This window comes from Parasphingorhabdus sp. (genome assembly GCF_036964675.1).
GTDB lineage: Bacteria > Pseudomonadota > Alphaproteobacteria > Sphingomonadales > Sphingomonadaceae > Parasphingorhabdus.
The window spans coordinates 43,658-58,729 of sequence record NZ_JBALTF010000006.1 but is presented as its reverse complement, the minus strand read 5'-3'; the positions used below and the strand labels follow the sequence as shown (position 1 = coordinate 58,729).

11 protein-coding genes and 2 pseudogenes are annotated in these 15,072 nt (G+C 57.9%); 1 reads left to right on the top strand and 12 read right to left on the bottom strand.

Features of this window, described 5'->3' with window-relative positions; genetic code table 11:
* Positions 1-395: pseudogene (locus V7665_RS02415) on the bottom strand (transposase); the annotation flags it as partial.
* A gap of 173 nt (positions 396-568) precedes the next feature.
* Here V7665_RS02415 and V7665_RS13885 point away from each other — a divergent pair.
* A pseudogene (locus V7665_RS13885) lies at positions 569-727 on the top strand (IS5/IS1182 family transposase); the annotation flags it as partial.
* A gap of 154 nt (positions 728-881) precedes the next feature.
* Here the strand turns inward: V7665_RS13885 and eda are convergent.
* The 11 genes from eda to V7665_RS02355 form a co-directional block, all read right to left on the bottom strand.
* Positions 882-1,439: a bifunctional 4-hydroxy-2-oxoglutarate aldolase/2-dehydro-3-deoxy-phosphogluconate aldolase gene (gene eda, locus V7665_RS02405; protein ID WP_335662939.1), complete on the bottom strand. Its 558-nt coding sequence runs from the start codon at positions 1,437-1,439 to the stop codon at positions 882-884.
* Between the two features lies 1 nt (position 1,440).
* The gene (locus V7665_RS02400) at positions 1,441-2,418 is read right to left on the bottom strand and encodes a glucokinase (protein WP_335662938.1); all 978 of its coding nucleotides are present in this window, start codon (positions 2,416-2,418) and stop codon (positions 1,441-1,443) included.
* 3 nt (positions 2,419-2,421) lie between these two features.
* Complete coding sequence (gene edd / locus V7665_RS02395) at positions 2,422-4,242, bottom strand: phosphogluconate dehydratase (protein ID WP_335662937.1); 1,821 nt, start codon at positions 4,240-4,242, stop codon at positions 2,422-2,424.
* Positions 4,239-4,889, bottom strand: a complete 651-nt coding sequence (locus V7665_RS02390) for a 6-phosphogluconolactonase (RefSeq protein WP_335662936.1) — start codon at positions 4,887-4,889, stop codon at positions 4,239-4,241. Before V7665_RS02390 ends, edd begins: the two co-directional genes overlap by 4 nt.
* On the bottom strand, positions 4,882-6,342 hold the full coding sequence (gene zwf, locus V7665_RS02385; RefSeq protein WP_335662935.1) for a glucose-6-phosphate dehydrogenase: 1,461 nt from the start codon (positions 6,340-6,342) through the stop codon (positions 4,882-4,884). The genes V7665_RS02390 and zwf overlap by 8 nt, the downstream gene beginning before the upstream one ends.
* Before the next feature lie 38 nt (positions 6,343-6,380).
* Positions 6,381-7,970, bottom strand: coding sequence for a sodium:solute symporter family transporter (locus V7665_RS02380; RefSeq protein WP_335662934.1), 1,590 nt, complete (start codon positions 7,968-7,970; stop codon positions 6,381-6,383).
* A 57-nt stretch (positions 7,971-8,027) separates the two neighbouring features.
* Positions 8,028-10,364 (bottom strand): glycoside hydrolase family 3 protein, encoded by a 2,337-nt coding sequence (locus tag V7665_RS02375; protein ID WP_335662933.1) that lies wholly within the window; start codon positions 10,362-10,364, stop codon positions 8,028-8,030.
* 308 nt (positions 10,365-10,672) lie between these two features.
* Positions 10,673-11,890, bottom strand: a complete 1,218-nt coding sequence (locus V7665_RS02370) for an MFS transporter (protein ID WP_335662932.1) — start codon at positions 11,888-11,890, stop codon at positions 10,673-10,675.
* Positions 11,883-12,941: a LacI family DNA-binding transcriptional regulator gene (locus V7665_RS02365; protein WP_335662931.1), complete on the bottom strand. Its 1,059-nt coding sequence runs from the start codon at positions 12,939-12,941 to the stop codon at positions 11,883-11,885. Before V7665_RS02365 ends, V7665_RS02370 begins: the two co-directional genes overlap by 8 nt.
* A gap of 3 nt (positions 12,942-12,944) precedes the next feature.
* A complete protein-coding gene (locus V7665_RS02360; protein ID WP_335662930.1) occupies positions 12,945-13,961 on the bottom strand; it encodes a glycoside hydrolase family 16 protein in 1,017 nt (338 codons plus the stop codon).
* A gap of 9 nt (positions 13,962-13,970) precedes the next feature.
* The gene (locus V7665_RS02355; protein ID WP_335662929.1) at positions 13,971-15,014 is read right to left on the bottom strand and encodes a cupin-like domain-containing protein; all 1,044 of its coding nucleotides are present in this window, start codon (positions 15,012-15,014) and stop codon (positions 13,971-13,973) included.
* Positions 15,015-15,072: the final 58 nt, after the last annotated feature.

The following is a 15,072-nucleotide window of genomic DNA, read 5'->3' as shown; positions in this document are numbered from 1 at the left end:
CTTCTCGGTGGCAGGATATCTCATTCGTCTTCTCCCCCATCCCCGAGCATGCTTTTTTTAAGAAGCCGCATCTCAAGGGTCTGTTCAGCTACAACCTCCTTCAGATCGCGGGCTTCCTTACGAAGATCGCGGACCTCATCAGTGTTGGCAGCACGGGCCGTGTCACCAGCAAGCCGCCGCTTGCCAGCCTCCATGAAGTCCTTTGACCATTTGTAATATACACCCTGTGCAATGCCTTCACGACGGCACAGCTCAGCAATACTGTCATCACCGCGCAGACCCTCCAGCACGATCCGTATCTTCTCTTCCGCACCATATTGCTTGCGGGTCGCTCTGCGAATGTCCTTCACTACCCGCTCAGCGGAGGCTTTGGAATTTTTCTGTTTTGGTCTCATCTTCGTTCCTTACGTCACTGCGATGATACCAAAACATTCTCCTATTTTAATAACCCAATCTGTCTATCGATCGCTGACGGGGGACAGATCATGCGTTCTATCCATGAAAATGCCCTCGCGACATGGCATGCAATGTTGCCACCACCGACGCCTACGTCACCTCCTGACGGTAGCGGAAGAAGGTGGAAATGCTGTTCGTGTATCTCATGCGAATATCAAAGCTCGACCGGTTGCGCCTACGGGGACCCAATGGCGCAAAAGAAGAGTTACTCCCAGCCGCCACAGCACAAAACCTGCGTAAACTTGCCATAACAATCTCGATGCCAGCCTGATCAGCAGATCAGGCTCCACTCGTCTTGTTGCCGGAAGCAATATCAAAATACACATCAACCGACTTTTTCAATACAATCCGACCATTTCCAGTGGCTCGCAATGCCGGTGATACATCTCCAAAGCGTACTTCATCTGATTAAAAAAACATCTCATCTATACTGACGGTACTATCCAAGATCCGCCAACACACAGGACGTTTTCCAGTGCGAGCCATTCCTCCGCGCTGCGCTCTGTAATCCCTCCCGTTGGGCAGAACAGGCACTGGCCAAATGGTCCGCTCAATGCCTTCAGCGCCATGATGCCTCCCGATGCTTCCGCCGGAAAAAACTTGAAGTGGGTCAGGCCAAGGTCCAGCCCGCGCATGATGTCGCCTGCATTGGCGATGCCGGGAAGAAACGGGATGTTCGCCCCGATAGCGGCATGACCGAGGCGGTCGGTCAGGCCGGGAGCGACGATAAATTCTGCACCCGCGTCGATTGCCGCGGCCAGTTCTTCGGGATTGGTGACGGTCCCTGCCCCAACAATGGCGCCGTCGACCTGCTTCATCGTCCTGATGGCATCAAGCGCGCAATCGGTTCGCAAGGTGACTTCCAGAACCGGATATCCCGCCTTGACCAGCGCTTCCGCCACCGGCCGTGCTTTTGCGATATCATCGATGACGAGAACCGGGATGACCGGCGCAGTGCGCATGAGCTTTTCGATGGGTTTCATTTTACGATCCTGTCCCGTGTTCCTGAATGAAGGCCGCGGCCGCGCCATATAGGCCCGGCTCTTCATGCAGCAATTGCTTGACCGAAATGGCTTCCATCTTTGACTGGAAGCGCCCTTTCGCGATGAAGCGTTCGCGAAAGCCGGACGATGGCAGTCGCTCGGCAATGCGGCGACCGAGGCCGCCTGCCATGACAACAGATTTGGCACCCTGCGCGAGCGCAATGTCGCCGGTCACGCTGCCTAGACACAGGCAGAAATGGTCAAAGGCGGCGGCGGCGAGACTGTCGCTGCCGGACATGGCCAATTTCCACATTTCCGTATCGCCCAGCGTCTGGGCCTTGCATTGTTCCATCCCGGCAAGAACCTGATAGATTGTCGCCAGACCGGGTCCGGACACGATCCGTTCGACCGAGACCCGGCCATGCCCCTTGCGCAAATGCGACAGTATCTGGTCCTCGACATGGTCCAGCGGCGCAAAGTCGATATGCCCGCCTTCGGTCTCCGTGACGTAATAATCCTCACCTTGATGCAGAATATGGGCAACGCCCAATCCCGTTCCCGGCCCGACCACCGCGACAATGCCCTGGTCGGTCAATGGGACGTCAGGACCGCAAATGGGACTGAACATGTCCCCATCCATCTGGGCCACGGCATGACCCACGGCACCAAAATCATTGACCAGCGTGAACCGGTCCAGTTTCAATTTTTCCGATATCAGCGCCGGTCGGATCATCCAGCTCGAGTTGGTAAAATAGATGACCTCGCCGCCGACCGGCCCCGCTATGGCCAACGCGCCCTCACGCGGCAGGTCTCGGTTCAGCTGGCGGCCATAGGTTTCCCAGGCGATTTGCAGACTGGCATGCTCGCTGGCCTTCATCTTGATTTCATCGCCCAGCCCGGCAACTTTGCCATCAGCTATGGTGGCGATGGCAAAGCGGGCATGGGTGCCGCCGATATCCGCAACCACAATCTCGCGCACAGCCTAGAGTCCCGCTTCGGCGAGCATCGCAGAACCGCCTTTTTCCGCCGGGTCGCTGTGGTGCCGCAGCATCGCAAACAGTTCACGCCCGGTTCCTGACGCCGGCGGCGGCGCGATGGCCTGTTCGCGGGCATCCCAAATGACTGGATCTACCAGCGCCGTCAGCTCGCCTTTTTCGGCACAGACCCGAACCATGTCGCCGTCGCGAAGTTTGCCGAGCGGGCCGCCATGATAGGCTTCGGGAGAAACATGGATGGCCGAGGGTATCTTGCCGCTGGCCCCGGACATGCGGCCATCGGTGACAAAGGCGACCTTGAAACCCTTGTCCTGCAGGACACCGAGCGGAGAAGTGAGCTTGTGCAGTTCCGGCATGCCGTTCGCTGCCGGACCCTGGAAGCGGACGACGACTACCACATCGCGGTCGAGCGCTCCCGCCCTGAAGGCCGTGACCACATCATTCTGGTCATCGAAGACCAGCGCCGGTGCTTCAATCGTCCAGCGGCTCTTGTCGACCGCGCTTATCTTCATGGTCGCACGGCCAAGATTGCCCTGCAGCAGCCTCATGCCGCCATCCGCCTGAAAAGGAGCTTTGACGGGACGCAACATGCTGTCGTCGGCAGAGGATTGCGGTCCGTCAGCAAAGACCAGGCGATCGCCATCCATGACCGGCTGCCGGGCTCCGTCCGAGAGCGATTGGCCGTAGACCGTCATGATATCATCATGAGCAAGGCCTTCGCCCACCAGTTCGCGAATGACATAGGGCATGCCGCCGGCCGCGGCAAAATGGTTCACGTCGCCGGAACCATTGGGATAGATGCTGGCAATCAGCGGCACTACCGACGAGAGTTCGTCCATGTCATCCCAGTCGATCAGGATACCGGCAGAGCGCGCCATGGCCGGCAGGTGGATCACATGATTGGTCGAGCCGCCAGTGGCCAGCAGGCCGACAATCGCATTCACGATGGCCTTTTCGTCCACGCAATGACCGAGCGGGCGATACTGGTCTCCATCCCATCCATTTTTTACCAGCTGATGCACGGCTGCACGGTTGAGTTCCTGCCGCAACTTGTTGCCCGGGTTCACAAAACTGCTGCCCGGCATGTGCAGCCCCATCATTTCCATCATCATCTGGTTGGAATTGGCGGTGCCGAAAAAGGTGCAGGTGCCGGCCCCGTGATAGCTGGCAGATTCCGCCTCGAGCAACTCCTCTTCACCAACCTTGCCCTCGGCAAATAGCTGCCGCACCCGGATCTTTTCCTTGTTGGCGAGACCCGATGGCATCGGCCCGGCGGGGACAAGGATGGTCGGCAAATGGCCAAAGCGCAGAGCACCGATCAACAGGCCCGGCACGATCTTGTCGCAGATGCCGAGCAGCAATGCGCTCTCGAACATGCCATGGCTCAGGGCAACCGCCGTCCCCATTGCGATGACATCGCGGCTGAACAGCGAGAGTTCCATGCTCGGCTGGCCCTGGGTCACCCCGTCACACATGGCTGGCACCCCGCCGGCCACCTGGGCGGTGGCCCCCATTTCGCGGGCAAATATCTTGATCTGCTCCGGATAGCGGCCGTAGGGCTGATGCGCGGACAGCATGTCATTATAGGCCGATACTATGCCGATATTCATGGCCTTGCCGGATTTTATAACCGGCTTGTCATCACCGCTGGCAGCAAATCCATGGGCCAGGTTGCCGCAGGACATCGCAGGCCGGTGGACCCCCTCGTCGCGAGCGCGGTCGATCAGGTCGAGATAGGCACGGCGCGTGTCGCCGGACCGCGAAATGATCCGTTCGGTGACCTTGGCAACGGTTGGATGTATGGTCATGTCCGGCTCCAGAAAATCGTGATCGGGCAGCGCGCGGCTCTGAACAGCTGCGTGATCGGAAGATCATTCTCGCCGGCAATCGCCTCGTCAAGCACGCGCTTCTTGTCGCATCCGCGGACCACCAGCATGATCTCCTTCGCGCGGACCAGGGCCGCCAGATTCAGCGATAACCGCTCGAACGGCGCCTCTGACGGCATCGGATCCGGAATCGTATGCACGACCGCCGCCTGATCAGCCATGCCGACCTTCATGTTCGGAAACAGCGAGGCAATATGCCCGTCTGCTCCCATGCCGAGCCATAGCAGATCGAATGGCGGCAGAGCCATTCCTTCCTCGAGCTTTTCGATATGGGCCGGGGTTGCATCAAAAGCCGCTTCCAATTTGCCCTGATTGCTGGCCGGGTGATTATCCGGCACAATCCGGTCATCGGTCAGCATGAGCGATACCGTGCCCCACGGCAGGCTGCGCCGCGAGAGGATATCAAAGATCGGAATCGGGGTTTTTCCGCCGGGAACCGCCAGCCATTGACGCCCCGGCTGGCTGATGATCGCTGCAATATGGTCTGCAACCGCCTCGGCATCGGCGCGCGCGGCCCAGCTTATTGGCGCGGTGATTGCGTCTGTCCGATGATCCGCTGCCTCATTCATGCCAGCTGACCCCGTCTCGCTCGGTCAAGGCAATCGCCGCCGACGGACCCCAGCTTCCCGAACCATAGGATTTGGTCGCCATTTCATTGTCGGTCCATACCTGACGTATCGCGTCGACCCAGCGCCACTGCGCTTCGACCTCGTCGCGGCGGACAAACAGCGTCGGATCTCCCTCGATCAGGTCGAGCAACAGGCGTTCATAGGCAATGCGGTTCAGTGATTTTGAAAATGCCTGGCTGAGCGACAGGTCAAGCGGTACTTCGCGCAGAATGACGCCGTTGCGGTCCAGTCCGGGCTCTTTCGCCATCACCTGGAGCCGGACATATTCTTCCGGTTGCAGGCGGATCACCAGCTTGTTTGCATGCAGCTTTCCGCCCCGCTCGGCAAAAATATTGTGGGGAACGGATTTAAACTGAATCACGATCTCGCTGCGCCGTTCGGCCAGCCGTTTTCCGGTACGCAGGTAGAATGGCACGCCTTTCCATCGCCAGTTGTCGACATGGGCCTTGATGGCGACAAAGGTCTCGGTGTCCGAGTCCTGCCCCAGATCATCGGCATAACCTTTCACAACCGCGCCCTTCACCGCGCCATCGCGATATTGGCCGCGCACCATTTCATCGGCGACAACCGGGCGGAGCGAACGCAGCACTTTGACCTTTTCATCCCGCACGCAGGTTGCGTCCAGATTGGCGGGCGCTTCCATCGCCGTCAGCGCCAGAAGCTGCAGCATATGATTCTGCACCATGTCGCGCAGTGCTCCGGTATCATCGTAAAAGCCGTGCCGGCCCTCGAGGCCGACGGTCTCCGACACGGTAATTTCGATATGATCGATCCCGGTCGAATTCCAGAGCGGTTCAAACATCATATTGGCAAAGCGCAATGCCATTAGATTCTGCACCGTTTCCTTGCCCAGATAATGGTCGATCCGGAAAGTCTGTTCTTCGGTAAAGGCCTGCGCGACCGCATCATTGATCGCGCTCGATGATTCCAGATCGTTGCCCAGCGGCTTTTCCAGGCCGATGCGGACATTGTCGCCGGTCAGACCGGCAGATTGCAGGCCCGCGATGGTTGCCTTGAACAATGATGGTGCCGTCGACAGGAAGATCGAAAGACCGCCCGATATATCACCAAGCTTGTCCGCCAAAGCACCAAATCCGTCAATCGCGGACGCATCCAGCGGCTGATACAGCAGGCGATCAAGAAATGACCGGATCTGGTCCTTGTTCTTGCGATCGTCCGGCAGATATTCCGCCAGCGCATCGGATGCGAATGCCCGATAGTCGGCGTCCGACATCTCGCTGCGCGCTGTCCCGACAATCCGCAGGTTCTTCGCGATCAGCCCGTCGTCATGCAGCGCAAAAAGCGATGGCAGCAGCATGCGCTTTGCCAAATCGCCCGTCGCTCCAAAAAGCAGCAAGGCAGAACAGGGTTTGGTTGCGCCGACAGAGTTCATACGGGATTTGCTTTCCTATGGAGTCACTGGACGGTCTGTCACCAGAGATAGATGTAAAGCCCGATCAATATGACGATAACCGCAACCGACAATTTATTAAACGTGCTGTTTGTCGAAAAGTCGATATCGGCCAGTTGCAGCGATTGATTGGCCTCGGTCTGCTTCGACATCAGCGACAATAGGACCGCGGCCGCCAGACAGGCCATGAATACGATCCATACCCGGATAATGAACGGAATGTCCGGGAACCCGAATTTCAGCATGATGTTGAACAATATCGAACCCAGAAGCGCAGCAAAGGCACCGGTCGACGTTGTTTTCTTCCAGAAGAACCCGAGCAGGAACACCACCACGATACCGGGAGCGATAAAGCCCGAATATTCCTGGACGGTCTGGAAGCCACTGGCGAAACCGCCGACAAATGGACGCGCCAGAAACAATGCGATCAGCATCGCGGCAAAAGCGGTCACCCGGCCGACCATGACATAGTGATTTTCCGGCTTTTCCCTATAGCGGGTCTTGTAGATATCCATGGTGAAGATCGTCGATATGCTGTTCATCATCGAGGCCAAAGAGGAGACAATGGCGGCGATCAGCGCAGCGAATACCAGACCGCGCAGCCCGGTGGGAGCAAGCTTCATCAACTCCCCATATGTGCCGTCCGATTTGTCGGCCAGCGCGGCGCCATCAAGCGCTCCTTGCTGGGCCAACATGACAGCGGCGATCCCGGGTATCACCACAATCAGCGGGATGAACAATTTCAGGAACGCAGCAAATGCCAGCCCTTTTTGCGCTTCGGCAAGACTTTCCGCACCAAGGGCGCGCTGAATGATATATTGATTGAAGCCCCAATAGGAGAAGTGCAGCACCCACAGGCCGCCCAGCAATGTCCATATGCCCGGCAAATCCCCATAGGCAGGATGATCACTGTCCAGGATCATTTCAAAATGGCCCGGGATTTCGCCATAAAGCTTCGTCAGGCCACCCCACGCACCAGCATCGGCTCCGCCAACCTGGTCGAGGGCAATCCAGGTTATGGCAAGGCCGCCCAAGATCAGAATGACAACCTGGATGATGTCGGTCAGCGCCACTGCTTTCAATCCGCCATATAGGGAATAGAGCAATGCAAATGCAGCGAGTGCGGCCATTGCCCACATGATGGAGAGTCCGGTCAGGGACGCGACCGCCAGGCCGCCCAGCCAGAGCACCGTGGTTAGGTTGACCGCCGTGTACAGGATGATCCAGTAGAAGGACATCATCGTCTTGACGCCGTGGCCATAGCGCTGATCGAGATATTGCGGCATGGTATAGATATTGCGCTTCAGGAAGATCGGCAGGAACCATTTGGCGACGATCAGCAAGACAATTGCTGCCTGCCATTCATAGGCAGCAATCGCGATGCCGACGGCAAAACCCTGGCCCGACTGTCCGATGATTTGTTCTGCCGATATATTCGAAGCGATCAGCGAGGCGCCGATGGCCCACCATGGCAAGGAGCGCCCCGCGAGAAAATAGTCTTCGGTATCTTTCGAATGGCCGGCCGGTTCTCTTGAAACCCATAGCGCCATGCCGAACAGGCCGACTGCGTATAGGACAATGATTACGACATCCAAAAAATCCAAGCTCATATCAACCCCCTATATGATTTCGCGCGCATTCCCCGTTGAGGGGCTTTCCGCCCAAATTCAGTCACAGCGCAATGTTGCCTCTTTCGATTCCACCAGCTCCAAGCGATGCAAGGAAATGCTGCCCTTTGCATCGCTTTCCAGAACGAATGGGGCAGTCACCTTGGTGAGATCCAGGCCCGCAGAAACAAAGCATTGGAGAGAAATGACGTCCGTCCGCCAATCCGTTGCCTTCTCCGCTGCAAAAAATTGATTGGCGTCGATCAGTCCCGTGCAGCCCTCGCCGCAGTCCATCCCCAGCCTGAGCTCGCCGTCCGGCAACACCTCGGCACGCCACTCGATCAGGAGGGCATCCGACTTGCGACCAGACAGGTCAATCGGCCTTGATGCGCGAACCCCCAGTTTGGCGTCATCGGTTCCGGCAAAGGTAACCGTTCGCGCATCTTCCTGTGCCTTGTAATCGATACCGGCGGTGGAGACGGCTCCTCCGAGGCTCTTGCTGATCAGGGCTGGCGCCGGAACATTGGCATTGGAGCTGTCGCCAAGATAGAGTTGCAGCCCGGCAGCGGCATCGCCGCGCTTCATTATCGTGCCATCAAAATTTTTTGTCAGATCGATACCCGGATCTTCCGACAATTGAGCCAGCTGCGCGCCATGCGCATAGCTCAGTCCGTAACCCAGCGGGAACAGTGCACCATCGGCATCCGGACCATTGACCGGCTTCCCGTCGCCCAGGACAGGCCAGGAAAAGGACAAACGTCCCTGGAAATCGTGGCGCACCGAGCGTTCAGGACTCGCGATCAGGACATCCGCGACGCCACCGCCCTCGGTTCCCGGCAGCCAAGCCGCGACAAATGCATCCGATGCGTTGATCAGAGGATTTGTCCACATTGGCCGCCCGGACAAAAAGACCGCCACCACCGGAATATTTTGCGCCTTGAGGGATTTTATGAGCGCAAGATTTTCGCCATCCTGACCCTCAAACACCAGATCAGAGCGATCGCCGCGATATTCGGCATAAGGCTGTTCGCCAAAAACGACGACCGCCACATCCGGACGCTCCTGAAACGTCCCGTCATCCGACAGAGACGCCGCTCCGCCGGCGGCCGAAACCGCGCTTTTGATACCGTCAAAAATCGTCTCGGCGGAGGCAAATTCCTCATTGGCATTGTCATCCCCCTGCCACGAGAGAGTCCAGCCACCGGTTTGCTGCTGGATGCTATGCGCACCACTGCCCGTCACCAGAATAGCCTGCCCGGGCCTGAGCGGCAAAAGACCGTCATTATTCTTGAGCAGCACGAGCGACTTGCGAACCGCTTCCCGGGCGATCGCCTTGTGCTCGGCGGCCCCCAATTGGCTTGGCTGGGTGCCGGTGCGCTGCGACGGGGCGGGCGCATCCAGCAGTCCGGAACGGATTTTCACTTTCAGGATCCGCGTGACAGCCTCGTCCAGCCGTGCCAGATTCATGGTGCCCGATTTGGCCTGGCCCAGCAGGGAGTCATATAATCCCTTCCAGGAATCAGAAGCCATGTACATGTCCAGCCCGGCCTCCATTGCGGCGGGACAATCGGTCTTGATGCAGCCGGGAATCTCCGCATGACCGTTCCAGTCGCCGACGACAAACCCGGTAAATCCGAGCTCGCCGCGCAGGTAATCATTCAGCAGCTCCCGATAACCATGCATTTTCTTGCCGTTCACGCTGGAAAAACTCGCCATGACAGTTTGCACGTCGGCTGCGATCGCGGGCGCATATCCTGCGCCGTGAAGTTTCAATATGTCGGCGAGATCGCCTTGCGTATCGCCCTTGTCAATCCCCAGCTGAGTGCCGCCGTCGCCGACAAAATGCTTGGCGGTGGAAATGACATGGCTGCCCTTCAGGAAATCCGCATCACCAGATTTTCCCTGCAAGCCTTCCACCATCGCCCTGGAATATCGTGCGACAATATCCGGGTTTTCCGAATAGCTTTCATAGGTGCGCCCCCAGCGATCGTCCTGCGCAACGGCCAGGGTCGGGGCAAAGGTCCACTCGATTCCGGTCGCCCGCACTTCTCGCGCCGTCACCTGAGCAATGCGCCCGATCAATTCCGGTTCATTTGCGGCCCCCAAACCAATATTGTGCGGGAATATGGTCGCATTTTGCAGATTATTGTGGCCGTGGACCGCGTCGGTGCCCCACAAGGCCGGAATACCAACGCCGCCATCGGATTTATCGGTCGACGCCCGCCAAAATTCGTCGGCAAGAGCGATCCACTCACCGGCAGGAGCAACCTTGCCACCGCCCGGCGCAGAATTGCCGCCGTTCAAGACCGAGCCGAGATTATATTTCCTGACCTCGTCCGGCGAAACCGAGGCGATGTCCGCCTGAATGATCTGGCCAACTTTTTCTTCCAGGGTCATCTGGCCCAAGATCCCGCTTGCCCGGGATTCGATCGATTGCGGCTGAGACTGGGATGGAGTGACACGGGGTTCGGATCCTGCAGGACCCGAAACGCAGGCAGAAACTGCCATTGCCGCTGCCGCACATACACCAATTCGAAAATTCACTCTCAGTCCTCCACCATCCGCGATTTTCGAATCGCCTTTGATCTATTAGAGCAGTAAATGGGAACGTTCACAATGCTTAAGTGAAACATTCTGCGACGGTGCCGGAATTTTGCGGGAAATTCGGTTTAGTGACTGAAATTGATGCTGTTTGATCGCGGGCTTCAAGCGATTTCGGGAATGTTGCTTGCCTTGGGGAAGGTCGCCAGCACGATGCAGGCTGCCAGCGCGAGAAAGGCCAGCAGACCCAGCAGGACCGGAAATCCGAAAATCGGCACCAGGGCGAGCACGATCCACGGCATGACCAGCGATGGCGTGGTATTGGTCAGGTTGAACAGACCCAAATCCCGGCCACGCCTCTCGGCTTTCGGCAAGACGCGGAGGGTTTGGCCAGTATGGAGCGAGAGAAACACGGTCGTCGCAAGCCCGAACAGGAAATAGCCCGCGATCGCCGATATCGGGGTTGAAGACAGGGCCATCACCAGCAGCCCGATACTGGAACAGCCGGCAAACACGGCCAGCGGGAAGATCGGTCGATCATGGCGATCGGCCCAGCGCCCCGTGATGATGGCAATCGGAATGGCGGTGATCAGCACGATGCTCAAAATCCTCGCCGTCGTGCTATCGCCCAATCCGGAATCAATGGAGCGAAACCAGAAATAGAGATAGGCGAAGAGAGCGGCCTCCGAAATCTGCACCAGCAGCCTTGCCACCCACATGCGCACAACCATCTGCCGACCGTGACGTTCGATGACCGGCCGTACCTGCTCGATGCCCAGCGCGGGCTGCAGTTCCGGTAATCGCCTGGGAGCGCCAAAGATGATGACCGGCACGACGCAGACGACAACCAAAGCAGCAACCATCCAAAGCCGCGTTTCCGGGCCGGCCAGCCCCGGGATGGTGATGATCGCCGCTGAAAATGCGCCGAGAGCCGGCGAAAAAGCGATCAGTCCGCCCAGCATTCCTTTCTGATGATCGGGAACGCAGTCCCCTGCCCAGGCGCCGAGCGGCGCCAGCATCATGTTCAGCGACAATTGCCAAAGCAAGATCAGCCCGATCAGGGCTTCGAAACGCTCCACCCAGGCGAATCCGAGGAGCAATAAACTCGAACATATCAGGCCACACAGAATCCAGCCGCGGCGGTGGCGCGTGACGTCGCTCAACCAGCCAAATAATATATTGCCCAGGCTCGCCGAAATTGCCCCTGCGAAGGTCATATAGGCGAGCCACTGGACATCATCAGCACCCGCCAGAAAGGTGACGCGCATCGGGAATATGATGGTCAGAAACGGCACATAGGCGATCGCCCCCCCCGCAACGGCAAGTGCGTAAAGCAACATGAACCGGTAACTCTGCAGAGGCTTGCCCGCGGCTTCACTCACTTTGCGGAGGCGGTGCAGTTGATTGCCGGACGATCAATTTTGCGGCGACTATCGTCGTGGCGATGGGCAGTTCCTTGCCGCGATTGGCGTCGACGATCAATTCGACAGCCTTCGACGTGGTTTGGGCAATCGGCTGATCGACGGCTGTCAAAGTCGGGCTGTTGAACCGGGCCATCGGTGTATTGTCGAAGCTCACAACCGAAAGATCGGCCGGCACGGTCAAACCGATTTCACCCGCGACCTCTATTGCCGCGATCGCCATCTGGTCACTGCTCGCCACTATGGCGGTGGGCCTTGGAGATTGGGCCAGCAATTGGCGGGTCGCCTTCACCCCGGAATCGTGGCCAAAATCGCCGGCAGCCCACAAGCCCTCTGTTGACAGCCCCGCGTCGTTCATCTCGTTGCGCCAGCCTGCGCTGCGCCAGCCACTTAACGCATAATCATCGGGACCGGCGATAAACCCGATATGCTCGTGACCCAGCTCAATCAGGTGGCGCGTCGCCATGCGGGCGGCACCCTCGTCGCCCATGATCAGCGGAATGCCGCCACCATTGCCGGAAGAACCAATCCGGGCGAAGGGGATTTCATGCTTGTTCAACAGTCCGGTGATGAGCGGATTGTCGGAATGCGGAGGAGTCAGGATCACTCCGTCGGGTTGCAGGGCAGCGATCATCGCCCGCAATTCACGTTCGACATGGTCATTATGCGTATCGACCAGCTCGAAAATCAGCCGATATCCGAGCTCGGCGCATTTCAGCATGCCGCCAAGCAGCATCTGGTCGACCCAGTCACTGCCTTGCCGCGCACGCCAGTCTTCAATGGTCCGCTCTCGATCGTTCAGCGCGAGAATCAGATAGGATTTGGATCCGCTCATCCGCTGGGCAGCGATCGAGGGAACATATCCCAATTTATCGATTGCCGCCTGGACCCGCTCCTTCATCTGCGGACGGACATTGGGCTCGTTGTTGATCACGCGGCTGACGGTTTGCAGGGACACCCCTACTTCTGCAGCGACATGCTTGATCGTTACCGTTTGCCGTCGTCTGGCCATAGTTCAGTTATTCCATATCCCGCCACAGTGATGTGCGCTAGCAGGTTCACTTTGACATTTCCAGACACGAACAAAGTCTATTTCAAAGCGTTTGGGAAAGCCCTCGTCAGAGACGCCGCCCAGCCCCCGCCCTTCCGGAAGACCGCCGCCGACGGCAAGATTGATCAGAAGGTGGAACGGCTTGTCAAAAGGCGCATTGGCATCATCGGAACTGGTCGTGGTCCAGTCATCGGCCTTCTTCGATGCAAAGACCTTGCCATCAACCAGCCACCGGAAATCGCCCTCGCGCCAGATTATGCTGAAAATATGAAAATCGTCGAGTGAGCCGGGCAGCGCCACCTCGGTGCTGGAAAATCTATTGGCGGGCCATGCCCCACCAAAATGTAATGTGCCCAGAATCCGGTTCTCGGTGCCGCCGGGACATTTTTCGCAAGGCACGCCCAGATTCACGGCTTCCAAAATGTCGATTTCGCCGGAAGTTGCCCATGGCCCATAGCTATTGTCCTCGGGCAGCATCCAGATTGCAGGCCAGATTCCCTGCCCCAAGGGCAATTTCGCGCGCACGTCGATCCGGCCGTAGCGCCATGACATTTTGCCTTTGGTTGTCAGGCGCGCGGAAGTGAATGGTTTCGTGGCTGTGGCTTCCGGATCGTCGGCCGCGGCGCGCAGATAGGGCGGCAACGCCGGCCCGGTCGCTTGCTCTCTGAGCGCCGTGATCACAAGATTTCCATCTTCGATCGCGGCATTTTCTATTCTGTCGGTATAGCATTGCCGTTCGGCATTTCCGCCACCCCAGCAATCAATGTCAAATCCCCATTTGGACCGATCGATCTGATCCCCGTCAAACTCATCGGACCAAATCATCGACCAGCCATTCGCCTCGGCAGGAGGTCCAATTGCCACGCCAATCGTTCCCTGCTCGACAATATGTGGATTGTCCTGCGACGCGACTGCTCCATCGCATCCGGAAACGGCCAGCGAAAGCGCGGCCAGGCAAAAAGGAAAAAGGCTTCGCGACATGGTCATTTCCTATTTTGGTCGTGCATCGGAAGGTGGTGCGAAATGCGGGGCAATGCCATTGGCAATCCCGTGCCAGAGGTTTTGACGCATGTTGGCAGAGACCTGTCCCAGGCCGCCGCGCATCGGCATCGGCATGTGATCCATCGCCCGCGCGCCATCGCCGAATACGAAATGGTCGAACATGGCTTTCCATGCCGAACGCATGGACGGGGGCATATCCCGGACCGTGAGCACTGCGTGCAACATGGCATACATAGGTGAACCGAAATCATCATATTCGTTCCACCAGAAATTTACGAGCATGTTGAGCGCACCGCGAGCCTGCACCTGATGCCACCACATATAGGGAATGAAAATAGCATCTCCTGGTTCCAGATCGGCATAACATGCATTTGCCAATGCCTCTTCAAAGCGGGGGTGTTTCTGCAAATCCGGAGAATCGAGGCGGACCATGCTGATCGGCGTGCCGCACGGGGCATATTCGACCGGCCCCATGTAAAGATTGGCGATCTGTTCTGGCGGGAACAAGGTGAAGCGACGCTGTCCGCTGACCAGCACGGCCACATTCTGGGACAAATCAAAATGGGTTTGCGCGGTGGTTTCATTGCCCATCCATACGCTGGGTTCCGACGAAGCGGGCACATAGGGGAGGCGCAATGCCTGGCTCAAATGCGCGGAAAGATTTGTCGCTTCGGTTCCTTGGAGATAAATGTTCCGCGCCGCATCATCGCCGAACGAACCAAGGATTCTATCGACAAACATGTCGAAGGCCATTTCATTGCGTTCGAAATTGATGTCGACCAGATTGTCGTCATAGAAAAAGGTCGAGTCATCCAGATTCTTGCCGGTCAGTATCTGCACATTCTTGTTGCCAACGCTTTCCTTGAGCCATCGACCCAGCGTCTCGGGGGATTCAAGCCCGGCAGCCACCGGCTTCCAATCGCGAGCGATACCGCGCATGATGACCGGCTGCGCCTTGAAATAGATGTCCCGTTGAAACTGCTCGACGCTTGGTCGGTCGATTTCCGGGATCGGTTTGAGATTGTTCAGCATCGGCAAAGTCTAGGGCATCGGGCCAAAAAGAAAAGCGAGCCCCTGCTGTGGGGCAGGA